The following is a 22476-nucleotide window of genomic DNA, read 5'->3' on the forward strand; positions in this document are numbered from 1 at the left end:
GTCACGCTCCCAATATGTCGTCGATGAACGGCAGGCAACCGGCGGTCAGCCCGGCATCGACGGGCATCACCACGCCTGTTACGCCCGAGGCGCGGTCGGAGGCAAGGAAAGCCACCGCTTCGGCGACTTCCTGTGCGTTGACGATGCGGCCGAGCGGATAGAGCCGCTTGAGCTTGCCGAGGATTTCCGGATCCTTGGCCAGGCGATGGTCCCAGGCGGCGGTGCGGATCGACCCTGGGCAGACGACATTGGCGCGCACGCCGCTGCGGCCAAGCTCGACGGCGATCGATTTGGCATAGGCGTTGATGCCGGCCTTGGCGGCGGCATAGGCGGGATTGCCGAAATGCGCGATGGCATTGACGGAGGAGATGAAGACGACGCTGCCCGATCCGCGCGCGGCCATTGCCTTGGCGATAGGGTCGGCGAAGGTCATCACCCCGGTCAAATTGAGGTCGAGCTCATGCTCGATCCTTTCCGCCGTCAGCGCGGCAAGCGTCTCGGCGCGCGTCCAGCCGGCATTGTTGATCAGGATATCGGGTACGCCGTCCCTGTCGAGCACGGCGGTGATCGCCTTCTCCAGGGACGAGCGGTCAAGAAGGTTGAAGACATGGCGCGAGGCAAGGTGCGGGCTTTTCAGCGCCTCCTCGGATTGGTCGCAGCCGACCACCCGCGCGCCCCTTCCGGCCAGCAGTGCGACGATCGCCGAGCCAAGGCCGCCGCCGGCACCCGTGACGACGACAGTACGGCCCTCGAATTCGGCTTTCGAAACCACGGCGCTTGTTCCTCCCGCAGATCAGGCAGATGCCGGCAGGCTAATGAATGGAATGTAATTAAGCAACATAATAATCCGCTTGCATGCGGGAAATTCATCGATAATGTAGGAAAGTCACATAAATCTTGTGCCAGCCATCGGCGCAAGGAGCGCAAAAAAGCGCGGAACAAATGGGAGAGATCGGATGAGCCTTGCCAAATGGACTGTCGGCCTGATGGCCGGAATGAGCATGCTGGCCTTCGCGGCGCAGGCGAATGCGGGTGAAGTGCGCGTCACCGTCGCCGAGTACAGTGCCAAGACCGGGCCTTATTTCGAGGAGGTGAAGAAGGAGTTCGAGGCGAAGAACCCCGGCATCACTGTCAAGTTCGAAGTCGTGCCGTGGGATGTCCTGCTGCAGAAGCTGACCACCGACATCACCGCCGGCACCAATGCGGATCTCTCGATCATCGGCACGCGCTGGCTGATCGACTTCGTCCAGCAGGATGTCGCCGAGCCGCTCGACAGCTACATCACGCCCGAATTCAAGGGCCGTTTCATCGAGACCTTCCTGTCGCCCTCGATCATGAATGGCAAGACCTATGGCCTGCCGATCGCAGCCTCGGCTCGGGCTATGTACTACAACAAGGAACTGTTCGAGAAGGCCGGCATCGCCAAGCCGCCGGCGACCTGGACCGAACTGCAGGACGACGCCCGCAAGATCAAGGCACTGGGTTCCGGCAGCTTCGGCTTCGGCTTGCAGGGCAAGGAAATCGAGACCGACGTCTATTACTACTATGCGATGTGGTCGCAGGGCACCGAGATCCTCAACAAGGACGGCACATCCGGCCTGAGCACGCCGGGCGCGCTTGCAGCAGCCAAGCTCTATAAGTCGATGATCGATGAGGGGCTGACCGAGCCCGGCGTCACCTCCAACAACCGTGAAGACGTGCAGAACCTGTTCAAGCAGGGCAAGGTCGGCATGATGATCACCGCACCGTTCCTGTCCAACCAGATCAAGGAAGAGGCGCCGAAGCTGAAATACGGCGTGGCGGCCATTCCGGCCGGGCCGACCGGCGCGCGCGGCACCTATGGCGTCACGGATTCCATGATCATGTTCAAGAACTCCAAGAACAAGGACGAGGCCTGGAAGCTGCTCGACTTCCTGTTCACGAAGGAGCAACGCGCCAAGTTCACGCAAGGCGAAGGCTTCCTGCCGGTGAACAAGGAAGAAGCCAAGATGGACTATTATGTCAACAACGCCGATCTGGCCGCCTTCACCGCGCTGTTGCCCGACGCCCGCTTCGCGCCGGTCATTCCAGGCTGGGAAGAGATCGCCCAGATTACGTCCGACGCCATGCAGAAGATCTATCTCGGCAGCGTCGATCCCGAGACAGGCCTGAAGGGCGCGGCGGCGAAAGCCAACGCAGTGTTGAAGAAGTAGGGGCCGTGCTCAAGAAATAGGGCGTATCTCCCTGCGCCCGTGGCGCGCCCCAGACTCAGGCGGGGCGCGCCACACCCCTAGAAGAAGCATGCAATGGTTCCCAACGGAAATCGAAGGCCGACAAGGCAATCACTCCGGACAGAAGGATAAATTGCCAACATTGGCGCCGCCCCTCATTGCCCTGCCGGGCATTTCTCCCCGTATAGGGACGGGGAGAAAGGGCTTGGCCGCGATCTTGTCGTCCTCTTTGAGACGCTGGTGATTGGTCAAAGCGGCGGCGAGAGCGCCCCTCCCCGTCACTATACGGGGAGAGGATGCCGGCAGGCGGGTGAGGGGCAGCGCCGACGCCGGGAAAGAGTTCGAAACTGAGCGCCATGAAGAACAGATCAGAATTAGTCCAGCTGGCAAGCCAGCGCTGCTGATGCCTTGCAACACGGTACAAACCAGCCGATGCAAAATCGTATCTTGCCCTATCTCCTGACCTTGCCCAGCCTGTTCCTGGCGGCGGTCGTCATCTTCTGGCCGGTCTGGGACCTGATCCAGATATCGACCCATGACGTCAACCGCTTCGGGCAATTGCGCGAGTTCAGCGGCCTTGCCAATTTCTCGGCGCTGTTTGCCGATCCCGACTTCGTCGCCGCGCTGTGGCGCACCGGGCTGTGGACCGTGCTGGTGGTCGGCGGTGCGCTGCTGCTGTCCATTCCGGTGGCGATGATCCTCAACACCGATTTCCATGGTCGCGGGCTGGCCCGCGTCATCGTCATGCTGCCCTGGGCGGTGTCGCTGACCATGACGGCGGTTGTCTGGCGCTGGGCGTTGAGCGGCGAAAGCGGGATGCTCAATTCGGCGCTGATCGGGCTCGGCCTGATCGACCACAACATCCAGTGGCTTGCGAGCGCCGAAACGGCGTTTCCGATGCAGGTGCTGATCGGCATACTGGTGACGGTGCCATTCACCACGACGATCTTCCTTGGCGGCCTGTCGTCGATCCCGGACGATCTCTATGAGGCAGCGGCGCTCGAAGGAGCAACGCCAATGCAGCAGTTCCGCGAAATCACCTTTCCGCTCCTGAAGCCGTTCATCAACATCGCCATCGTGCTCAACACCATCTATGTCTTCAATTCCTTCCCGATCATCTGGGTGATGACGCAGGGCGGGCCGGCCAACTCGACCGACATCCTGGTCACCCATCTCTACAAGCTCGCCTTCCGCATCGGCAAACTCGGCGAGGCCTCGGCGGTGTCGCTGGTGATGTTCGCCATATTGCTGATCTTCACCATGATCTATGTACGGCTGGCGATGCGGGAGCAACGCGCATGACAAATAGGTTCATGACGGCCAAATTGAAGCGCACCATCATCGCCTGGCTGCTGCTGGCGCCGCTGATCGTGGTGACGATCTTTCCCTTCGCGGTGATGTTCCTGACCGCGGTCAAGCCGCGGACCGAAGTGCTGTCGCCGACATGGTGGCCGAGCGAGTTCCGGTGGTCCAACTTCTCCGACATGTGGGTGGCGACCGGTTTCGGCCAGGCGCTGGCCAATTCGCTCTATGTGTCTGTTATCGCCACGGTCGGCGCCATCCTCATCTCCGTTCCGGCCGCCTACGCCATGTCGCGCTTTCGCTTTGCCGGCTACGGTGTCTTCCGCCAGTTCCTTTTGATCTCGCAGATGATCTCGCCGATCGTGCTGGTGCTCGGCCTGTTCCGGCTTATGGCGGCCTGGGGATTGGTCGAATCGACGACGGCGCTCGGCTTCATCTACATGGCCTTCAACGTCGCTTTCACCGTCTGGATGCTGCAAAGCTATTTCGACACAATTCCGCGCGATCTCGAGGAGGCGGCCTGGATGGAAGGGGCCGGCCGCTGGCTCACCCTGCGCAAAGTATTCCTGCCGCTCTGCCTGCCGGCGATCGCGGTGACCGCCATCTTCACCTTCATCAATGCCTGGAACGAATTCGTCGTGGCACTGACCATGCTGCGCAGCCAGGAAAGCTACACGCTGCCGATCCAGGTGTTCTCGCTGGTCGCCGGCCGCTATACGATCGAGTGGCACCACGTCATGGCCGCCACGCTGCTGGCGACGCTGCCGGTGGCGATCCTGTTCATCTGGCTGCAGCGCTATCTGGTGCGCGGACTGGCGCTCGGGGCGGTCAAATAGCGTAAGTAATTGTCCACGGAGCTTTCATGCGCATCTTTACCGCCTCACTGGCGACGGAAACCAACACTTTCTCACCGGTGCCGACCGACCGGGCGTCGTTCGAGATGGCGTTCTATGCCGGACCGGGCAAGCATCCGGACACACCGACCCTGTGCTCCTCGCCGATCGTCGCCTTGCGCCGGCGCGCGGCCGCCGAAGGCCTGACCGTCATCGAAGGCACCGCCACCTGGGCGGAGCCCGGCGGCCTGGTGCAGCGCCAGACCTATGAAGCGCTGCGCGACGAAATCCTGGGACAGCTCGAGGCGGCACTGCCGGTAGACGCGGTCATCCTCGGCCTGCATGGCGCCATGGTGGCGCAAGGCCATGACGACTGCGAGGGCGACCTGCTCGAGCGCGTGCGGGCAATTGTCGGGCCTGACGTGGTGATCGCCTCCGAGTTCGATCCGCACAGCCATCTGACGCCGAAGCGCGTGGCGGCGTCCGACATCATGGCCTATTTCCTCGAATTCCCGCACACCGACTTCTACGAGCGCGGAGAGCATGTCGTCGAGCTCGGCCTTGCCGCCGCGCGCGGCGAGATCAAGCCCGTCATTTCGACCTTCGACTGCCGCATGATCCAGGTGCTGCCGACCAGCCGCGAGCCGATGCGTTCCTTCGTCGACCGCATCAAGGCGCTGCACGGCAAGGACGGCGTGCTGTCGGTGTCGGTCGTCCATGGCTTCATGGCCGCCGACGTGCCGGAAATGGGCACGCGCATTCTTGTCATCACCGACAATGACAAAGTCAGGGGCGATGCGCTGGCGGAGCGGCTGGGGCGCGAGCTCTACGCGATGCGCGAAAAGACGGCGATGACGATGCTCTCCACCGCCGAAGGTCTCGATCGGGCGCTGGCCGTTCGCGCCGAAAATCCCGGCAAGCCCGTGGTCATCGCCGACATCTGGGACAATCCCGGCGGCGGCGTTCCCGGCGACGGCACTTTTGTGCTGCGCGAGATGCTGGCGCGCGGCCTGGACAAGGTCGGTGTGGCGACGATCTGGGACCCGATCGCCGTGACCTTCTGCCTGGCGGCGGGCGAGGGCGCGGTCATCGACCTGCGCTTCGGCGGCAAGGCCGGACCTCAGGCGGGCGAGCCGATCGACGCGCGCGTCAAGGTGCTGAAGGCGGTTCCGGAGGGCTGGCAGAGTTTCGGGCCGAGCCGGGTGACCCTCGGGCCGACCGCGCTGGTCCGGATCGATGGCACCGAGGTCGACGTCATCCTCAACACCAATCGCACACAGACCTTCGAGCCGGACATTTTTTCCAACATCGGCGTCGATCCACTGAGCAAGGACATGCTCCTGATCAAGTCGACCAATCATTTCTATGCCGGCTTCGCGCCGATCGCCGCCGAGATCATCTATGTCACGGCGCCGAGTTCATACCCGAGCAATCCGGCGGTGACGGATTACAAGAAGCTGAAGCGGCCGGTGTGGCCAAGGGTGGCTGATCCTTGGGGCTGCTGATCTCCCCCCTTGAGGGGGAGATGTCGCCGAAGGCGACAGAGGGGGTCGCCCGAACTGCTGCGACGCCATGCAACGGCAAAAGGAAAGGCCAGCGCTTCACGCGCGACGACCCCCTCTGGCCGCTTCGCGGCCATCTCCCCCACGAGGGGGGAGATTGGCTGTTGCTATACGAGCCCCCGCTTGATCATCATCGCATCGGGCGAAGGCATCTTGCCGCGAAACGCGGTGTAGAGCTCTTCCGGGTCCTTCGAGCCGCCGGCGGCGTAGATGTTCTTCCGCAGCCGTTCGGCCAGCGCCGGGTTGAACGGATCGCCGGTTTCCTCGAAGGCGGCGAAGGCGTCCGCGTCGAGCACTTCCGACCACATGTAGGAATAGTAGCCGGCCGAGTAGCCGTCGCCCGAAAAGACATGGCCGAAATGCGGGGTGCGGTGGCGCATCGCGATCGTGTCGGGCATATCCAACTTTTCCAGCGTTTCGGCCTCATATCGAAGCGGTGCTTCAGGCGCGTCCGGCCTGGCGTGATACGCCATGTCCATCAGCGCCGAGGCGGTGAATTCCACTGTGGCGAAGCCGGCGCCAAAAGTGCGCGCGGCCAGCATCTTGTCGAGCAGTGCCTTCGGCATCGGCTTGCCGGTCTTCTCATGCAACGCATGCTTCTCCAGCACCGCCGGCACCGTCAGCCAGTGCTCGTAGAGCTGCGAGGGCAGTTCGACGAAATCGCGGCTGACCGAGGTGCCGGAGACCGAAGGCCAGGTGACATCGGTCAGCATGCCGTGCAGCGCGTGGCCGAATTCGTGAAACAGCGTTTTCGCCTCGTCGACCGACAGCAAGGCGGGCTCGCCCACAGGCGGCTTGGCGAAGTTCATGATGTTGTAGATCACCGGCTTCGAACCGTGGCCGAGCTTGTAACCGGACTTCAGCGCGCTCATCCAGGCGCCGGAACGCTTGGAGGGCCGCGCGAAATAGTCGGCCAGGAACAGGCCGCGCTCGCTGCCATCGGCATTCCTGACCACGAACACACGCGCGTCGGGATGCCATGCGGCAATGCCCTTCTTCTCTTCGAAGGTGATGCCGAACAACCGTGTCGCCACGTCGAAGCAGGCGTCGATGACGCGGTCGAGCTGCAGATAGGGTTTCAGTTCGGCCTCATCGAAGGCGAATTTTTCGGCGCGCAGCTTCTCCTGATAGAAGCGCCAGTCCCAGGCGGCGAATTTCTCGTTGCTGCCGGCCTCGGCGGCCAGCCGCTCCAATTCCTTCTGGTCGGCGGCGGCCTTCTGCAGCGCCTTTTCCCAGACCGGATCGAGCAGCGCATGGACCGCCTCCGGCGTCTTGGCCATCGTATCGTCGAGCTTCAGCGCGGCGAAGGAGGCATAGCCGAGCAGTTTCGCCTTTTCGGCGCGCAGCTTCAGCATGTCGCGCACCACGGACGTGTTGTCGGTGGCGCCGCCATTCTGGCCGCGCATGGTGAAGGCGCGGAAGGCGATTTCGCGCAGGTCGCGGCGTTCCGAGAAGGTCGTGAACGGCTCGTAGATCGAGCGCGACAGGGTGACGGCGTAACGGCCCTTCTGGCCGCGCATTTCGGCGGCCTCGGCCATCGCGCTCTTCAAGAAGTCCGGCAGGCCGGCAAGATCGGCCTCGTCCAGGAATAGCGCCCAGTCGCGCTCGTCGGCCAGCACGTTCTGGCCGAAATTCGTGCCGAGCGACGACAGTTCCTCATTGATTCTGGCCAGCCGTTTCTTGCCTTCGGCGTCCAGCTTCGCACCGGAGCGGACGAAACCTTTCCAGGTCTTTTCCAACACGCGCAGCGTCTCGACATCGAGCCCCAGGCTCTCGCGGCGCTGATAGAGATCGTCGATGCGGGCAAACAGTTTTTCGTTCATCGAGATCGCCGAGAAATGCCTGGACATCTTCGGCGAAATGTCGCGCTCCAGCGCCTGGATGGCCTCGTTGGTGTGGGCGCGTGCGCGGCACCAGAAGATCGACGAGACGTGATCCAGCGCCTCGCCGCCGAGTTCCAGCGCCTGAAGCGTGTTCTCGATGGTCGGCGCATCCTTGTTAGAGGCGATCGCGTCGATCTCCGCCTCATGCGCCTTCAGCGCCGCGTCGAAAGCCGGCGAAAAGTCGCCGTCGCCGATATGAGCGAAATCGGGCAGGCCAAGCGGCCCCTGCCATGCGGTCAGCGGATGAGCGGCGAGGTCGATGGCTTTCGTGGAGGACATGGAGGGTCTTTCGCTGGCGTCAAAGGGAGGGTGTCACCGATGTAGGGCGCGGCTCGTGAGCCCGCAATATGACAGTCGGCCGGTCTGCCTCAGTAGCCGTCGCAGTTTTCGGCGATTGCCGCCTGCGAGCTGGCGGTGATGCGGTTGTCTTTCACTGCGAAGGTTTCCCGCATCAGCATGTCGTTGTCGGGGAAGTCGTAGCACGCGATCACGGTGGTGACGCCGCCCTCGCTCTTCTCGATGCGGTGGCGGATCGCGGCGCCGGCAACCGCGCTCTTCCATTCGTCGATCGAGGCGATGAATTCCTGCTTGCCCTGGACGATGCCGAGGTCGTCGAGTTTGATGCGGACGTCGTCGGCGAGCAGCTCGGAAAGTTCGGTGCGGTCGGCGACCAGCAGCGCCGAATACCAACGGCTGATGATGGCGCCGTCGTCAGCGCGTGCTGCCGAAATCGCAGCCAGCAGTGCGGCCGCCGTGAGACCGACCGACCGGATGTTCGACAGCTGGCGCGCCGTCCCGTTCATTCCAGCACCGGCCGTTCGAAGTCGCCGGTCTCCTTGTTCATCGCCCAGAGTTCGCCGGTCGAAATGTCGAACCAGGCCCCGTGCAACGACAGCCGCCCCTTGCCCTCGAGGATCGAGACGCAAGGAAAGGTCCTGAGATTGGCGATGGAATAGCGGATCGAGATGCGCTCCAGCGCGGTCTGACGCTCCGTCGCCGTCATCAATGTGCTGGAGGCGACGGTTTCCGCGGCCGGCGCGATCAGGCTCATCCACTTGCCGATGAAGTCGCCGGGCGAGAGCGGCGCGGCCGTCGTGTCGAGCGCGGCACGGATGCCGCCGCAGCGGCCATGGCCCATGACGACGATGTTCTTGACCTTGAGGCTCTGCACCGCGAATTCGAGCGCCGCCGAGGTCGAATGGAACTCGCCGTCCGGCGCGTAGGGCGGCACCAGGTTGCCGACATTGCGCAACACGAAGAGTTCGCCCGGCCCGGCATCGAAGATCGCCTCGGGCGCCGCGCGCGAATCGCAGCAGGCCACGATCATCGTCTCCGGCGCCTGCCCTTCGCGCGCGAGCTCGCGATAGCGGCCGCTCTCCGTCAGGTAGCGGCCATTCATGAAATTGCGATAGCCGGCGAGGAGGTGGTCGGGAAGATGAGGCATGGGCGGCTAAGGCCTTTCCGGGTTGGAGGCGGCAGCTCGTTGCGGTCGAGAAAAGGCTCTAGCGGCAAAAGCCTGTTACGAGCAATGCAGAATTGCGCGGGCTGGCCATAAATGCCATGCGCCAAAGTCGGACGTACGCCGACACTGTCATGCCCAGATCGCGACCGGTATTCCAAAACCGTCGGCAAGCGGCGGGTCCGGAAACGGCCTGGCCTTGCCGCCGGCGATGCGGCCGGCGATCAGCATCATCACCGCCGCATCGAGGAAATCATCGGCGGCCGCTCCGCGCGGCGGCGGCTGGCCGAGGAAATCCATGTCATAGCCGTGGCGGCAGAGCAGTGCCTTGCGTTCCGCCATGCCGGGCGGATTGATGCTGCCCTTGATCTTCTTCGGCATCCTCATGGCCTGATCGCCATTCAACCGGCAGAAGGCCACTTCCGGATGCGATTCGAAGACACGGCCGCGCAAATCGGGCCGTGCGATCAGCAACGTGTCGATCTCGCGGATCTTCGAAAAAATACCAAAGGCCTGGATCGAAACGCCGCGCGGCGGATCAGAGGTAGCCTTGGCGACCTTGCTTGCCCTGATATGCGCGGCGTACCAGGCATCGATCGTGGTGAAGTCGGCGGTGTCCGCATAAAGCGCGGCGCGGGACGGGATCGAAAACACACTGGACTGGCGTGCCCCCAGCAACGGCCTGACCTGCGCCTCCGGTCCGCGCCCGCCCTTGTTCGAAAACCCGGGCAGGCCGATCGGCATGTCGACGGCGACGATCGCGTCGTCGGGAACTGCCGCAAGCAGCGCCGCGAAGCTGGCAAAGACCTTCACCGAAGGCGCCGCATCCGGATCGCGCCGCACCGCGATCCAGCCGGCCTTGCAACCGTCGGCGCCGACAAGCACGACGGTGGCCGTAGTCAAGCCCGGCGGTCCCGCCCGGGATGCGTGAGGTGGCGAAGCTGCACCATCGCCATCGGGTGCGACAGGCTCTGCGCATCGGTCTCCAGCTGCAATTCGTCGCCGCCGCGCTTGGCGGTGCGCGCCAGGATCTCGTAGACCGCCGCCGTGGTCGACTGCAGCGCCTTGATCGCCGGCTGACCGGAGAGGATGCGCGCCAGATAGACGGCCGCCGTGAGGTCGCCCAGGCCGTTCGGCGGCTTGTCGATGAGACGATGCTCGGCGAGCAGCGCCTGGTTGCCGTCGAGCAGCAGATTGCCGGTGCCGCCGGTCATCATCGACTGTGCCGAAGTGACCAGCATCGTCGATGGCCCGGCATGGAGCGCGGCCGAGATCACGGATTTCAGGTCGGGCAGCGGCGCGCCGGTCATCCATTCCAGCTCGTAGCGGTTGGGCGTGGCGATGTCGGCGATCGGCATCAGCCGGTCGCGCATGGCGGCGGCGGTGGGCTCGGGCACATAGAGGCCGCCCGAATCGCCCATCACCGGATCGCAGATATAGACTGCGCCCGGTGTCCTTGCCTTTACCGCGGCGACCAGCGAAGCGACGGCCTCGGCCTGGCCGGCCTCGCCGAGATAGCCCGACAGCACGGCGCCGACCTCGCCCAGCCATGGCGCGCGCTCAAGGTCGGCCATCAGCGCCTTGAACTGGTCGAGCGGCGGCACGATGCGCGTCGCCCGCCCGTGGCCGGGGTGCCAGGGCAGGATGACGGTCGGCACCGCCCAGACTGGAAACCCCAAGGTTTCCAGCGCAAAGACGGCGGCGCGGTTGCCGACCGAACCACGGGCGACATGACTCGAAATGACGATGACCGCACGCGGTGCGTCGGGTTTCTCGGCGCTCATTGTTTTTTGATTCCTAGCTGCCCCGGGTGAGGAAAAGCACGAGCCACACCATCAGGCCCAGCGCCAGAAGCAGGCCGAGTATCCTGCCAATGCGCGTGCCCCAGACCTCGATCGGGTCCGTGCGGTCGGCGTCGCTTGCGGCGACGTGGTCGCGCACGCCTTTCGCGGTCCGTGCCACCAGCGAGGTGCCGGCCGGATCGGTTTCCCGCCCGACGCGCTCGAGGATGCGGCGCGATTCGTTGTCGCTGTCCTGGCGTCCGGCCATGGTGATATCCTGTCTCCACGGCGACCTTATCGTGTTCGCCCCGCCAATTACAGCGGTTTGCAGCCGAGGGTAACCGTGCCGACAACCCGTCCTTGTCGGGGCCATTTTCTTGCGCGCCGATTGTGATAATGCTTCGCATACAACTTCCGTCGAAGGACCGTTCATGCTCGCCCAGCGCCTTGCTCCATCATCCATCTTCCGCACGCTTCCCGCCTTCCTGATGATGGCCATCGTGCTGCCGTTGCTGGCCGGCTGCGGCTACAACACCATCCCGACGGCGGAAGAAAACGCCAAGGCGGCCTGGAGCGAGGTGCTGAACCAGTACCAGCGGCGCGCCGATCTCATCCCCAACTTGGTGGAGACGGTCAAAGGCTACGCCGCGCATGAGAAGGACACGCTCGACGCGGTGGTCGAGGCGCGCGCCAAGGCAACGCAGATCACCGTGACGCCGGAAACGCTGAAGGACCCGGAAGCGTTCAAGAAATTCCAGGATGCCCAGGCAGGGCTGACCAGCGCGCTGTCGCGGCTGATCGCCGTGTCGGAGGCCTATCCCGACCTCAAGGCCAACCAGAATTTCCTGGCGTTGCAGGCGCAGCTCGAAGGCACGGAGAACCGCATCGCGGTAGCGCGGCGCGACTACATCCAGGCGGTCAGGGACTATAATCTGACCCTGAGGACGTTCCCGTCGGTGCTGTGGGCCACACTCTGGTTCCGCGGCAACGAGCCCTTCGCCAATTTCACCGTCGCCGAAGACAAGATGCAGCCGCCGAAGGTCGATTTCGGCACCAAGCAGGGCGGGTGAACGAGCAATTTAGCGGGTCTGGTCCGTGTCGACCTTGAGTTCCGTCACACCCCCCTCTGTCCTGCCGGACATCTCCCCCGCAAGGGGGGAGATCGGCTGTGATCACGGCTTTCGCCAATCTCCAATACTCAAGGGCGGGAGCCAGCGGCGAAACTGCCAATCTCCCCCCTTGCGGGGGAGATGTCCGGCAGGACAGAGGGGGGCGCGAAGGAACGCTTGCCTAAACACTCTTGGCCTTCTTCTCTGCCTCCTCCTTCTGCCCCTCACCGCCCTCACCGCCCTCGCAGCCGATCTCCCCGCTCTCACCGGCCGTGTCGTCGACAATGCCGGCATCATCGATGCCGGCACCAAGGCAGCGCTGACGCAGAAGCTCGCCGATTTCGAGACAAAGGGTTCCGACCAGATCGTCGTCGCCACCATCCCGAGCCTCGGCGGCGAGGAGATCGAGCCCTACGCCAACCGGCTGTTCCGCTTCTGGAAGCTTGGCCAGGCCAAAGAGAACAACGGCGTCCTGCTGCTGGTCGCGCCGAACGACCGCAAGATGCGCATCGAGGTCGGCTACGGGCTGGAAGGCACGCTGACCGACCTGCACACCAAGCTGATCATCGAGAACGATATGGTGCCAGCCTTCCGGGCAGGCGATTTCTCGGGTGGCATCAGCAAGGCCGTCGATGACATGATCATGGTGCTGGAGGGCAATCCTGAGGAACTGGAAGCGCGAGGCAAGCGCAACCAGCAGGCACCCTTCAATCCCGACAACCTGTTCTTCGCCATCTTCATCGGCATCTGGGCGATCATTTTCTTCGGCGGCATCGCGGCTTCTGTCCTGCCGCCGATCTTCGGCCAGAAGCTTGGGCCGGGCCGCTACCGCTGGCTCGGCATGACCTTCGAGCCTGGCCGGCGCTCCTCATCCGGTGGTGGCTGGTCTTCCGGAAGTTCCGGCGGTGGCTGGTCTTCGGGTGGCGGTGGCGGCGGTTTTTCGGGCGGCGGCGGTTCGTCCGGCGGCGGCGGTTCGTCAGGAGGCTGGTGAGGCAACGGCATGGCGACACGACCGATCAGCCCGCAGGATCATGAACGCATCGCCGACGCGATCCGCGTCGCCGAGGCCAGCACCGATGGCGAAATCTACTGCGTCGTGGCGCGTGCCAGCGACGGCTATTTCTCCCCCGCCGCCTTGATGGCGACACTCGGCATGCTGATCGTCAGCCTCGCCGTCGCCTATGGGCTGGAGGCATGGTGGCTCGCCATCCGCCTGCCGCATTTCGTCATCGCCGAGCTTCTGGCGCTGGCCAGCGTGCTGGCGCTGTTGTGGGCGCTGCCCGGCCTGCGCATCCATATGGTGCCACGGCGGCTGCGCTATCAGGCGGCACACGCCAACGCGCTCAAGCAGTTCCTTGCCCGCAACGTCCATCGCACCACGGCGCGCACTGGCGTGCTGATCTTCGTCTCAATCGCCGAACGCTATGCAGAGGTGGTCGCCGATTCGGGTATCGACGCAAAGGTCGGCCAGCATGTCTGGGATGGCGTCGTGCGGGATCTCACCGCGCATGCCGGCGACGACCGGCTTGCCGACGGTTTCGTCAAGGCGATCGAGCAGGTGGGGGCGGTGCTGACCGAGCACTTCCCGGTCACGCCGGACGATACCAACGAGCTCGACGACCATCTGGTCGAAATCTGAAAAGCCGTCGCGCTTCGGTTCTTGAAAACCACGTCATGCGCCTCGGCTGAATGCGTTTTCAGATGGCCTTGCCCTGTCAGCAGTGTCGGGACCGGTTGCAAGAAAGCGATCGGCGGGCCGTCCGGACTCTTTGCAATCGGGCGATGCGGGTTTATGGTTAACAAATCATGAATACGCTGACGATCGACATCCGCAAAGCCGAACCGCGCGACGCCGGCGCCATCGCCGAAGTGCATCTCGAGGCCTGGCGCGGCGCCTATAGCGGCATCATTCCGCATCGCACGCTGACATCGATGATCAACCGCCGCGGCGCCGACTGGTGGGCGAATGCGATTCGCCGCGCCGCCACCGTCCTGGTGGTCGAGGTCGGCGGCACGATCGCCGGCTATGCGACGATCGGCAAGAACCGCGCCCGGGAACTCAAGCAGCAGGGCGAGATCTACGAATTGTACCTGCGCCCGGAATATCAGGGCATCGGTCTTGGCCGGCGGCTGTTTTCGGCGGCCAGGGCACGTCTCGCCGACCATGGCCTGAAAGGCATGGTGGTGTGGGCGCTGGAAGACAACCAGAACGCGCTGGCTTTCTATGCCGGTGCCGGCGGCCGCGACATTGCCGAAGGCGTCGAGATCTTCGAGCAGAAAGCGTTGAAGAAAGTCGCTTTCGTCTGGGAGTGACTGCCCAGAGATGGTCCCGGAAGGCGAAGCCTCAGGGACGCATCCCGCGCAAAAATCACGACGCTGAAACATCTTGTGCTGATTGTTGAACGCGTCGAACGCCATCGCGTCTCACCTGACATACGTGAACACCATTCGCCGCATTGCGCCATTTTGCGCCGCCCGCTATCGGTCTCCCAACCGAGAGAGGGACAAAGCCATGCGCATCGAAGCCATAGCCACCGGAAAGAATCCGCCTGAAGACGTCAACGTCATCATCGAGGTGCCGATCGGCGGCGAGCCGATCAAGTACGAAATGGACAAGGAGGCCGGCACGCTGTTCGTCGACCGCTTCCTGCACACCTCGATGCGTTATCCCGGCAATTACGGCTTCGTGCCGCACACGCTGTCGGGCGACGGCGATCCGATCGACGTGCTGGTCTGCAACACGCGCGCACTGGTGCCGGGCTGCGTCATCAACGTGCGGCCGATCGGCGTCTTGATCATGGAAGACAATGCCGGCCAGGACGAGAAGGTCATCGCCGTGCCGTCGCCGAAGCTGACGCTGCGTTACGAGAACGTCACCGAATACACGCATTTGCCCGAAATCACCCGCCAGCAGGTGCAGCACTTCTTCGAGCACTACAAGGATCTCGAGCCCGGCAAATGGGTCAAGATCGAAGGCTGGCACGATTCCAAATACGCCAAGAAGATGATCATGGACGCGGTCGACCGCGCCAAGGCGAGCAAGTAGGCTAATTATCGACCCGGCCGAAGGGCGGCACATCGCCGATGACGGTGTGCCTGTCCTTGCCGCAGACGAAGCTGCGCGCCTTCTCGTCGGCGAGCTTGCGCGAGATGGCTGCCAAGCCCATTGTCAGCGTCTGCGCCGCCCCTCATCCGCCTACCGGCACCTTCTCCCTTATAGTGACGGGGAGAAGGGGACGTCCGCTACCCCGGCGCTCTCTTTGCAACGCCGTCGATTGGCGAAATCGATGATGAGAGGATGCCGGCAGGCGGATGAAGGGCTGCGCAGCGCCTGAAAGTCTTATTCCTTCAAGCTTGCTTCGATCAGCAGGTCGGCGTTGCGGGCGACCGATTGCGCCGGGCCGCCGAGGCCGAACAACTGGCCGCTGATATAGGCGCCCTCGATGAGCAGCAGCAGCCCGTCGCCCAGCGTATCGGCGTCTGGCGCGCCCATCGCGGCGGCCATGGCGCGCAGCCTGCGTCGCAGTTCCTGCTTGTTGTCCTCGCTTACCACGCGTGCCGGATGGCCGCGCTCGGGATATTCGACGGCCGCATTGGTCATGCCGCAGCCGCGATAGTCCGGGTTCTGCGTGCGCTTGCCGACGCGGGTGAGGAAGGCGATGATCTGCGCGCGCGGATCGCCCGGATGTGCGTCGACGGCCTCATCGAAGCGCTCCCAGAACTCAAGGTCGTATTGCCTGAGATAGGACGCGGCCAGTTCGTCCTTCGAGGGGAAGCTGCGATAGAGGCTGGGCTTGGTGACGCCGGCGCGCTTGACGATCTCGTCGACACCGATCGCTCTTATGCCGCGCCGGTAGAACAGGTCATAAGCCACGTCGAGGATCTTCTTGGCGGCTTTCGGCGGCGCCGATGCATGACCGTCGCTGATGGTCAGTTCAATATTTTTGTCGGTTTGCATCGTGGGACTCGATTGACAATGTTACCGATCGGTACGTATACATGCTCCCTTCTTGCAACGTACCGGTCAGTAACATGATAACTCAATCCCGTCCGTTTGGCCAGCGCTACGCTTTCGTCGTGGTCGGTGTCATCTTCCTCTGTCTGCTGATCGCGGCCGGCTTGCGTTCCGCGCCTTCCGTCATGATGCTGCCGCTCGAAAGCAGCTTCGGCTGGCGGCGCGACACGATCTCGCTGGCCGCCGGCGTCGGTATCCTGCTCTACGGTCTGACCGGTCCGTTCGCCGCCGCGCTGATGGAGCGGATCGGGCTGCGCCGCACGCTGCTCGCTGCCCTGGTGGTGATGTCGGCTTCGACGGCACTCAGCCTTTTGATGACCAAGCCCTGGCACCTGTTCATCACCTGGGGCGTCTTCTCCGGCATCGGCTCCGGCGCCGTCGCCAGCGTGCTCGGCGCCACCATCGTCAACCGCTGGTTCAGGACCAATCGCGGCTTGGTCATGGGGCTAATGTCGGCCTCGAGCGCCACCGGCATGCTGATTTTCCTGCCGTTGATCGCTTCCCTCGCGCAATCGGGCGGCTGGAAGCCGGTCGCAATCGCGGTCGCGGTCGCCACCGCCTGCCTCCTGCCCCTGGTCTGGCTGCTGGTGCCGGAGCGTCCGGCCTCGATCGGCATGGTTCGCTATGGCGCCGGGGCCGATGACGTGCCGCCGGTCTCGCCGGCATCGCAGGGCAACTTCCTGGCGCACACGCTCAACACGCTGCGGCGCGCCGCTGGCACGCGGGTATTTTGGTATCTGTTCGCCACCTTCTTCGTCTGCGGCTTCACCACCAACGGTCTGGTCGGTACGCATCTCATCGCCTTCTGCGGCGATATGGGCATCGGCGAGGTGCAGGCCGCCGGCCTGTTGTCGATGATGGGCATTTTCGATCTGATCGGGACGACGCTGTCCGGTTGGCTCACCGACCGGTTCGATCCGCGCAAGCTGCTCGGCGTCTATTATGCCATCCGTGGCCTATCGCTGATCTATCTGCCTTATTCCGGCTTCTCGGCGACCAGCCTGATCATCTTCGCGGTGCTCTACGGCCTCGACTGGATCGCCACCGTGCCGCCGACGCTGCGGCTCGCCAACGAAGCCTTCGGCGATCGCAGCGGGCCGATCGTGTTCGGCTGGATCGTCGCCGGCCACCAGGTCGGGGCTGCAACCGCCGCCGCCTTCGGCGGCACCATGCGCGAGTTGCAGGGCAATTACGAACTGGCCTTCCTGATCGCCGGCATGACGGCGATCGCCGCGGCGTGTCTCTCGCTTTTGATCAACACCAGCCGGCCGGCATTCGATCCCGAGCCGCAGGCGGCTTGAGCTGCCGATCTCCCCCCTTGAGGGGGGAGATGGCCGCGAAGCGGCCAGAGGGGGTCGGTCCGACTAGGCTCGACCTTGTCGCGGGCGTAAAGGGTTGGCGCTCTACGCGAGGCGACCCCCTCTGTCGCCTTCGGCGACATCTCCCCCTCGAGGGGGGAGATTGGCAGCTGTTATCAAAACTTCATGGTTTCGAAATGCGTCTGCAACACTGACGCCGGACCTTGGTGGCACCTTCAACGCCACCAGGAGACAGCCATGAACAAGCTTTCGATGACCCGCCGCGCCTTCGTCACTTCGGCCAGCGCGGCTGGTCTGCTCGGCGCCTCGGGTCTCGCATTGCCCTATTATTCCCGCGCCAGCCAGCGTCCGGCCTTCACCCATGGCGTCCAGTCCGGTGATGTCGACGCCGTCAGCGGCATGGTCTGGACCCGTACCGACCGCCCCGCGCGCGTCATGTTCGAAGTATCCACGACGGAAAGCTTCGCTAATGCGACAAAGCTGGCACCGCTCGACACCTCGCCGGCCAGCGACTATACGGTCAAGCGGCTGCTCACCGACCTCGCCTCCGACCAGGACATCTTCTACCGCATGTCGGCGGCCGATCTTTCCGACATCAATGCCGTCTCCGACCCGATCGTCGGCCGTTTCCGCACCGCGCCGTCCTCGAAGCGCGACGTGCGCTTCGCCTGGTCGGGCGATACCGCCGGCCAGGGCTGGGGCATCGACGAGACCGGCATGAAGACCTATTCCACCATCGCCAAGCATACGCCGGACTTCTTCCTGCATTCGGGCGACACCATCTATGCCGATGGCGCGATGAAGGACGAAGTCGACCTGCCCGGCGGTGGCAAGTGGAAGAATGTCGTTCTCATCGACGGCAAGCGCAAGGTGGCCGAGACGCTGGACGAATATCGCGACCAGTGGAAGTACAACATGATGGACAAGAACGTGCTGGAACTCAGCGCCATCTGCCCGACCGTCTACCAGTGGGACGACCATGAGGTGCTGAACAACTGGTCGGATTCGAAGAACCTCAGTGCCGACGATCGCTACAAGGAGAAATCCATCCACGTGCTGGCGGCCCGCGCCGCGCGCGCCTTCCACGAGATGACAACCATCCGCTACGAACCGTCGGAGCCAGGTCGCGTCTATCGCAAGATCGCCCACGGACCGCTGCTCGACGTGTTCTTCCTCGACATGCGCTCCTATCGCGGCCCCAACGGCCCCGACATGGAGGACACCATGACGCCGCAATCGCGCATGCTCGGCGAACAGCAGACGAAATGGCTGAAGCGCGAGTTGACGAACTCGAAGGCGACCTGGAAGATCATCGCCGCCGACATGCCGCTCGGCCTCGTCGTTTGGGACGACGGCACCAAGAAGGTTGGCGCCGAAGCGGTCAGCAATGGCGACAATGGCGCGCCGAAAGGCCGCGAACTCGAATTCGCCGACCTGTTGCGCTACATCAAGAACGCCGGCATCACCAACACCGTCTGGCTCACCGCCGACGTCCATTACACGGCGGTGCATTACTACAATCCGGACAAGGCGCAGTTCCAGGACTTCAACCCGTTCTGGGAGTTCGTCTCCGGTCCGATCCACGCCGGCACCTTCGGCCCGAACGATTTCGACATGACCTTCGGCCCCGAGCTGAAGTTCATCAAGGCGCCGACCGCGGAGCAGGGCCAGAACCTGCCGCCGTCAGCCGGGCTGCAGTTCTTCGGTCTGGTCGATATATCCGGCGCCACCGAGCAGCTAACGGTGCGGTTGATGGATCGTGACGACAACGAGCTTTACAAGGTCACGCTCGACCCTGTGCGGTCTGCGTGAGGCGACCTGGGACGGCTGTTGAAGCAGCCGTCAATCCGGGTAGCAGACCATAGGAATATGCGGCCAGACGGCGGCGTCGCAGTTGGCGGCGTCCTGCCTTTGCTTGAAGGCGGTGCTGACCGGGCCGGTCACCATGGGGTCAACGCCATCGGGCGCGTCGGCGAAGACCTGCTGGGCCGACGAGGTATCTGTCGGAAGAACAGGGCGTGCTTCCTTCAGCGCCGCGGCCGACTGCGCGGCGTTGGCCGCCAGCAGGACGGCAAAGGCCGCCGAAGCGACGAACGGCCAAAAACGGTTGAGTTTATCGGTCATGACGTTCGAACTGCCGGGCCCTCAAAAGGTTCCCGCCTTGGTTAACAAAACCATCTCACATGGAGATGCTTAAGATTTGATGATTATTTGGTATCGCGCTTCCTCTTTCGCAAATGCGAAAAACCCTGTATGAGCCGCGCAACCGAAAGAGGCGGCGCCTTTGGCCTGCTGCCTGCAACGCTCCCGAGACCAGAACATGAAACTCCGTAATATCGCGATCATCGCGCACGTCGACCATGGAAAGACTACCCTTGTCGACCAGCTTTTGAAGCAGTCCGGCTCTTTCCGCGACAACCAGCGCGTCGCCGAGCGCGCCATGGATTCCAACGACCTCGAAAAGGAGCGCGGCATCACCATCCTTGCCAAGGCGACCTCGGTCGACTGGAAGGATACGCGCATCAACATCGTCGACACGCCCGGCCACGCCGATTTCGGCGGCGAGGTCGAACGCATCCTGTCGATGGTGGATTCGGCCATCGTGCTGGTCGATGCCGCCGAAGGCCCGATGCCGCAAACCAAATTCGTCGTCGGCAAGGCGCTCAAGGTCGGCCTCAAGCCGATCGTCGTCATCAACAAGATCGACCGGCCGGACGCGCGCCATGTCGAGGTGGTCAACGAGGTGTTCGACCTTTTCGCCGCGCTCGACGCCACCGACGAGCAGCTCGACTTCCCGATCCTCTACGGTTCAGGCCGCGACGGCTGGGTGTCGGAAAATCCGGAAGGCCCCAAGGACCAGCAGCTCGCGCCGCTGTTCGACCTCGTCATCAAGCATGTGCCGGCGCCGACCGTTCATCCCGGCCCGTTCCGGATGATCGGGACCATCCTGGAGGCCAATCCCTTCCTTGGCCGCATCATCACCGGCCGCATCGAGAGCGGCACGCTGAAGGCCAACCAGCCGGTCAAGGTGCTGCACCATGACGGCACCCAGATCGAAACCGGCCGCATTTCCAAGATCCTCGCCTTCCGCGGCCTCGAGCGCCAGCCGATCGAGGAAGCCCAGGCGGGCGACATCGTCGCCATTGCCGGTCTGTCCAAGGGCACCGTCGCCGACACGTTCTGCGACCCCAGCGTGACCGAGGCGCTGCATGCGCAGCCGATCGATCCGCCGACGGTGACCATGTCCTTCCTCGTCAACGACAGCCCATTGGCCGGCACCGAAGGCGACAAGGTGACCAGCCGCGTCATCCGCGACCGCTTGCTGCGCGAGGCCGAAGGCAATGTCGCGCTCAAGATCGAGGAATCGCCCGACAAGGATTCGTTCTTCGTTTCCGGCCGTGGCGAATTGCAGCTCGCCGTGCTGATCGAGACGATGCGCCGCGAAGGGTTCGAGATCGCCGTGTCGCGTCCGCGCGTCGTCATGCAGATGGGCGAAAACGGCGAACTGCTGGAGCCGGTCGAGGAAGTCGTCATCGACGTCGATGAGGAGCATGCCGGCGTCGTCGTGCAGAAGATGTCGGAGCGCAAGGCCGAGATGGTCGAACTGCGCCCCTCGGGCGGCAACCGCCAGCGCATCGTCTTCCATGCGCCGACGCGTGGCCTGATCGGCTACCAGTCGGAACTTTTGACCGACACGCGCGGCACCGCCGTCATGAACCGGCTGTTCCACGCCTATGAGCCCTACAAGGGCGAGTTGCCCGGCCGTACCAATGGCGTGCTGATCTCCAACGAGCAGGGCGAATCGGTCGCCTACGCCATGTGGAACCTGGAAGACCGTGGCCCGATGGTCATCGACCCCGGCGTCAAGGTCTATCAGGGCATGATCATCGGCATCCATTCCCGCGACAACGACCTCGAAGTGAATGTGCTGAAGGGCAAGAAGCTGACCAATATCCGCGCCGCCGGCAAGGACGAGGCGGTCAAGCTGACCCCGCCGATCCGCATGACGCTGGAACGCGCGCTGGCCTGGATCCAGGACGACGAACTGGTCGAGGTGACGCCGAAGACCATCCGCCTGCGCAAGCTCTATCTCGACCCAAACGAGCGCAAGCGCTTCGAGAAGTCGGCCAAGGCGGTCGGCGCGGCGTAATTTCCGTTCCTCCATTTGAAAAGGGGTGGGCACACCAGTGCGCCGCCCCTTTTTCATTTTCATCCGAGGGCTGCCGCGATAATGGCCTGCCGATCAGGTTCGCCGGTCAGGTCGATACGCAACGTCGTTCCTTCGCGAGCCGGCTTGCGCAGGGCTTTTGCGCCGCCTGGATCGACGAGCAGCAATCGCCGCTCTTCCAGCGCCTGAAGCCTTGATCGCGAGATGCCGAGTTCGTTGGTGAGCAGGCGGTCGAGCCGGAGCGACGTCGGCATTTCCAACCCAAGCCAGAGTTCCAACGCTGTCGCGCTTTCCGTTGTCTCTCCAACCGCCCGCTTGAGCACGGCGACGTCGGGAAACTCCTCGACACGTCCCACGTTGTCGCGCAGGGCGACGACGTCGAAAGCGTGGCGCCGCGCCAGCCCCGGATCGTTGCTTTCGAGCGCCCGCAACAGCGCCGGCTCGATGTCGCGGCGGTTGCAGCGTTCGAAAATGCCGAAATTCCAGGAATTGTCACAGTCGATGCAGCGATAGATCAGCCACACGTCGATGCGCTTGCCGTTGGCGTTGACGCGGAACTTGCCGCTGCTGCGATAGGCCTTCAGGCCGCCGCAGCGATTGCAGTTGATGAGCGGTCGAGGTGCGATCCCAGGCGCGATCATCCATTGGATGCAAGTGGTAGAAGACATGCCGGTAAGCCCTTCCCGGGGGGAAGTTCTTCAGGTCGGCTCTGTCGAGATGCCCATGCGGGCGCGGCGTGGCGGTAGGCTGCGGAGATCGGAAGTCAGGTGTCGCTGGCCAAAAGCGCGCGACAGCGGTTCAGCAGTGCCAAACCGGTCTCGAACCGCCGCCCAGA

The 22476-nt window shown here is 63.7% G+C and carries 22 protein-coding genes; 12 read left to right on the forward strand and 10 right to left on the reverse strand.

Annotated elements, in window-relative coordinates; genetic code table 11:
- Position 1 precedes the first annotated feature (1 nt).
- Entirely contained in the window at positions 2 to 772 is a 771-nt protein-coding gene (locus FJ930_RS17875) for an SDR family oxidoreductase (protein WP_141839492.1), read from the reverse strand.
- 184 nt (positions 773 to 956) lie between these two features.
- Here FJ930_RS17875 and FJ930_RS17880 point away from each other — a divergent pair, with 184 nt between their 5' ends.
- The 4 genes from FJ930_RS17880 to FJ930_RS17900 all read left to right on the forward strand — a co-directional run bounded on the left by FJ930_RS17880 (position 957) and on the right by FJ930_RS17900 (position 5850).
- The gene (locus FJ930_RS17880) at positions 957 to 2192 is read left to right on the forward strand and encodes a sugar ABC transporter substrate-binding protein (protein ID WP_141839494.1); all 1236 of its coding nucleotides are present in this window, start codon (positions 957 to 959) and stop codon (positions 2190 to 2192) included.
- 450 nt (positions 2193 to 2642) lie between these two features.
- On the forward strand, positions 2643 to 3512 hold the full coding sequence (locus FJ930_RS17890) for a sugar ABC transporter permease (protein ID WP_141839496.1): 870 nt from the start codon (positions 2643 to 2645) through the stop codon (positions 3510 to 3512).
- Between the two features lie 11 nt (positions 3513 to 3523).
- Positions 3524 to 4348, forward strand: a complete 825-nt coding sequence (locus FJ930_RS17895) for a carbohydrate ABC transporter permease (RefSeq protein WP_140745094.1) — start codon at positions 3524 to 3526, stop codon at positions 4346 to 4348.
- A gap of 26 nt (positions 4349 to 4374) precedes the next feature.
- Positions 4375 to 5850 carry a M81 family metallopeptidase gene (locus FJ930_RS17900; protein ID WP_141839498.1) on the forward strand — a complete coding sequence of 492 codons (1476 nt, stop codon included), beginning with the start codon at positions 4375 to 4377 and terminating at the stop codon, positions 5848 to 5850.
- Between the two features lie 164 nt (positions 5851 to 6014).
- Here FJ930_RS17900 and FJ930_RS17905 read toward each other — a convergent pair whose 3' ends face one another.
- From FJ930_RS17905 to FJ930_RS17930, 6 genes are all read right to left on the reverse strand, one after another.
- A complete protein-coding gene (locus FJ930_RS17905; RefSeq protein ID WP_141839500.1) occupies positions 6015 to 8069 on the reverse strand; it encodes a M3 family metallopeptidase in 2055 nt (684 codons plus the stop codon).
- 89 nt (positions 8070 to 8158) lie between these two features.
- Positions 8159 to 8593 carry a nuclear transport factor 2 family protein gene (locus FJ930_RS17910; RefSeq protein WP_141839503.1) on the reverse strand — a complete coding sequence of 145 codons (435 nt, stop codon included), beginning with the start codon at positions 8591 to 8593 and terminating at the stop codon, positions 8159 to 8161.
- Complete coding sequence (locus FJ930_RS17915) at positions 8590 to 9234, reverse strand: carbonic anhydrase (RefSeq protein ID WP_140745016.1); 645 nt, start codon at positions 9232 to 9234, stop codon at positions 8590 to 8592. The genes FJ930_RS17910 and FJ930_RS17915 overlap by 4 nt, the downstream gene beginning before the upstream one ends.
- Positions 9235 to 9381: 147 nt before the next feature.
- Positions 9382 to 10152, reverse strand: coding sequence for a DUF429 domain-containing protein (locus FJ930_RS17920; RefSeq protein WP_141839505.1), 771 nt, complete (start codon positions 10150 to 10152; stop codon positions 9382 to 9384).
- Entirely contained in the window at positions 10149 to 11033 is an 885-nt protein-coding gene (pdxY, locus tag FJ930_RS17925; protein WP_141839507.1) for a pyridoxal kinase PdxY, read from the reverse strand. Before pdxY ends, FJ930_RS17920 begins: the two co-directional genes overlap by 4 nt.
- Positions 11034 to 11046: 13 nt before the next feature.
- Entirely contained in the window at positions 11047 to 11298 is a 252-nt protein-coding gene (locus FJ930_RS17930; RefSeq protein ID WP_141839509.1) for a hypothetical protein, read from the reverse strand.
- Positions 11299 to 11461: 163 nt separating this feature from the next.
- On the opposite strand from FJ930_RS17930, the gene FJ930_RS17935 reads away from it, so the two are divergent.
- The 5 genes from FJ930_RS17935 (at position 11462) to ppa (ending at position 15185) form a co-directional block, all read left to right on the forward strand.
- Positions 11462 to 12100, forward strand: a complete 639-nt coding sequence (locus tag FJ930_RS17935) for a LemA family protein (protein ID WP_140745020.1) — start codon at positions 11462 to 11464, stop codon at positions 12098 to 12100.
- A 169-nt stretch (positions 12101 to 12269) separates the two neighbouring features.
- Positions 12270 to 13130 (forward strand): YgcG family protein, encoded by an 861-nt coding sequence (locus FJ930_RS17945; RefSeq protein ID WP_141839511.1) that lies wholly within the window; start codon positions 12270 to 12272, stop codon positions 13128 to 13130.
- A 9-nt stretch (positions 13131 to 13139) separates the two neighbouring features.
- Positions 13140 to 13778, forward strand: a complete 639-nt coding sequence (locus FJ930_RS17950; protein ID WP_141839513.1) for a TPM domain-containing protein — start codon at positions 13140 to 13142, stop codon at positions 13776 to 13778.
- Positions 13779 to 13945: 167 nt separating this feature from the next.
- Complete coding sequence (locus tag FJ930_RS17955) at positions 13946 to 14452, forward strand: GNAT family N-acetyltransferase (protein ID WP_141839515.1); 507 nt, start codon at positions 13946 to 13948, stop codon at positions 14450 to 14452.
- Positions 14453 to 14651: 199 nt separating this feature from the next.
- Positions 14652 to 15185 (forward strand): inorganic diphosphatase, encoded by a 534-nt coding sequence (ppa, locus tag FJ930_RS17960; RefSeq protein ID WP_135900105.1) that lies wholly within the window; start codon positions 14652 to 14654, stop codon positions 15183 to 15185.
- Positions 15186 to 15479: 294 nt separating this feature from the next.
- Here the strand turns inward: ppa and FJ930_RS17965 are convergent, their stop codons facing one another.
- Positions 15480 to 16097 (reverse strand): TetR/AcrR family transcriptional regulator, encoded by a 618-nt coding sequence (locus tag FJ930_RS17965; RefSeq protein WP_141839517.1) that lies wholly within the window; start codon positions 16095 to 16097, stop codon positions 15480 to 15482.
- A 74-nt stretch (positions 16098 to 16171) separates the two neighbouring features.
- Here FJ930_RS17965 and FJ930_RS17970 point away from each other — a divergent pair, with 74 nt between their 5' ends.
- Positions 16172 to 17455 carry an MFS transporter gene (locus FJ930_RS17970; RefSeq protein ID WP_181763406.1) on the forward strand — a complete coding sequence of 428 codons (1284 nt, stop codon included), beginning with the start codon at positions 16172 to 16174 and terminating at the stop codon, positions 17453 to 17455.
- Between the two features lie 255 nt (positions 17456 to 17710).
- Positions 17711 to 19285, forward strand: coding sequence for an alkaline phosphatase (locus tag FJ930_RS17975; RefSeq protein ID WP_141839521.1), 1575 nt, complete (start codon positions 17711 to 17713; stop codon positions 19283 to 19285).
- A 30-nt stretch (positions 19286 to 19315) separates the two neighbouring features.
- Here FJ930_RS17975 and FJ930_RS17980 read toward each other — a convergent pair whose 3' ends face one another.
- Positions 19316 to 19597, reverse strand: coding sequence for a hypothetical protein (locus FJ930_RS17980; RefSeq protein ID WP_140745027.1), 282 nt, complete (start codon positions 19595 to 19597; stop codon positions 19316 to 19318).
- 196 nt (positions 19598 to 19793) lie between these two features.
- Here FJ930_RS17980 and typA point away from each other — a divergent pair, with 196 nt between their 5' ends.
- On the forward strand, positions 19794 to 21623 hold the full coding sequence (typA, locus tag FJ930_RS17985) for a translational GTPase TypA (protein ID WP_141839523.1): 1830 nt from the start codon (positions 19794 to 19796) through the stop codon (positions 21621 to 21623).
- 59 nt (positions 21624 to 21682) lie between these two features.
- Here typA and FJ930_RS17990 read toward each other — a convergent pair whose 3' ends face one another.
- Positions 21683 to 22309, reverse strand: coding sequence for a DUF1062 domain-containing protein (locus FJ930_RS17990; RefSeq protein WP_141839525.1), 627 nt, complete (start codon positions 22307 to 22309; stop codon positions 21683 to 21685).
- Positions 22310 to 22476: the final 167 nt, after the last annotated feature.

The organism is Mesorhizobium sp. B2-4-15, from assembly GCF_006658505.1.
In the GTDB taxonomy this organism is placed as follows: domain Bacteria; phylum Pseudomonadota; class Alphaproteobacteria; order Rhizobiales; family Rhizobiaceae; genus Mesorhizobium.

Bases quoted from the DNA above. Each gene is read 5' to 3' on its own strand.
- FJ930_RS17955 (WP_141839515.1), top strand. From the start codon at position 13,946: ATGAATACGCTGACGATCGACATCCGCAAAGCCGAACCGCGCGACGCC.
- FJ930_RS17900 (WP_141839498.1), top strand. From the start codon at position 4,375: ATGCGCATCTTTACCGCCTCACTGGCGACGGAAACCAACACTTTCTCA.
- FJ930_RS17880 (WP_141839494.1), top strand. From the start codon at position 957: ATGAGCCTTGCCAAATGGACTGTCGGCCTGATGGCCGGAATGAGCATG.
- FJ930_RS17890 (WP_141839496.1), top strand. From the start codon at position 2,643: ATGCAAAATCGTATCTTGCCCTATCTCCTGACCTTGCCCAGCCTGTTC.
- FJ930_RS17970 (WP_181763406.1), top strand. From the start codon at position 16,172: ATGATAACTCAATCCCGTCCGTTTGGCCAGCGCTACGCTTTCGTCGTG.
- FJ930_RS17975 (WP_141839521.1), top strand. From the start codon at position 17,711: ATGAACAAGCTTTCGATGACCCGCCGCGCCTTCGTCACTTCGGCCAGC.
- FJ930_RS17965 (WP_141839517.1), bottom strand. From the start codon at position 16,097: ATGCAAACCGACAAAAATATTGAACTGACCATCAGCGACGGTCATGCA.
- FJ930_RS17980 (WP_140745027.1), bottom strand. From the start codon at position 19,597: ATGACCGATAAACTCAACCGTTTTTGGCCGTTCGTCGCTTCGGCGGCC.
- typA (WP_141839523.1), top strand. From the start codon at position 19,794: ATGAAACTCCGTAATATCGCGATCATCGCGCACGTCGACCATGGAAAG.
- ppa (WP_135900105.1), top strand. From the start codon at position 14,652: ATGCGCATCGAAGCCATAGCCACCGGAAAGAATCCGCCTGAAGACGTC.
- FJ930_RS17930 (WP_141839509.1), bottom strand. From the start codon at position 11,298: ATGGCCGGACGCCAGGACAGCGACAACGAATCGCGCCGCATCCTCGAG.
- FJ930_RS17915 (WP_140745016.1), bottom strand. From the start codon at position 9,234: ATGCCTCATCTTCCCGACCACCTCCTCGCCGGCTATCGCAATTTCATG.
- FJ930_RS17950 (WP_141839513.1), top strand. From the start codon at position 13,140: ATGGCGACACGACCGATCAGCCCGCAGGATCATGAACGCATCGCCGAC.
- FJ930_RS17895 (WP_140745094.1), top strand. From the start codon at position 3,524: ATGACGGCCAAATTGAAGCGCACCATCATCGCCTGGCTGCTGCTGGCG.
- FJ930_RS17905 (WP_141839500.1), bottom strand. From the start codon at position 8,069: ATGTCCTCCACGAAAGCCATCGACCTCGCCGCTCATCCGCTGACCGCA.
- FJ930_RS17935 (WP_140745020.1), top strand. From the start codon at position 11,462: ATGCTCGCCCAGCGCCTTGCTCCATCATCCATCTTCCGCACGCTTCCC.
- pdxY (WP_141839507.1), bottom strand. From the start codon at position 11,033: ATGAGCGCCGAGAAACCCGACGCACCGCGTGCGGTCATCGTCATTTCG.
- FJ930_RS17990 (WP_141839525.1), bottom strand. From the start codon at position 22,309: ATGTCTTCTACCACTTGCATCCAATGGATGATCGCGCCTGGGATCGCA.
- FJ930_RS17910 (WP_141839503.1), bottom strand. From the start codon at position 8,593: ATGAACGGGACGGCGCGCCAGCTGTCGAACATCCGGTCGGTCGGTCTC.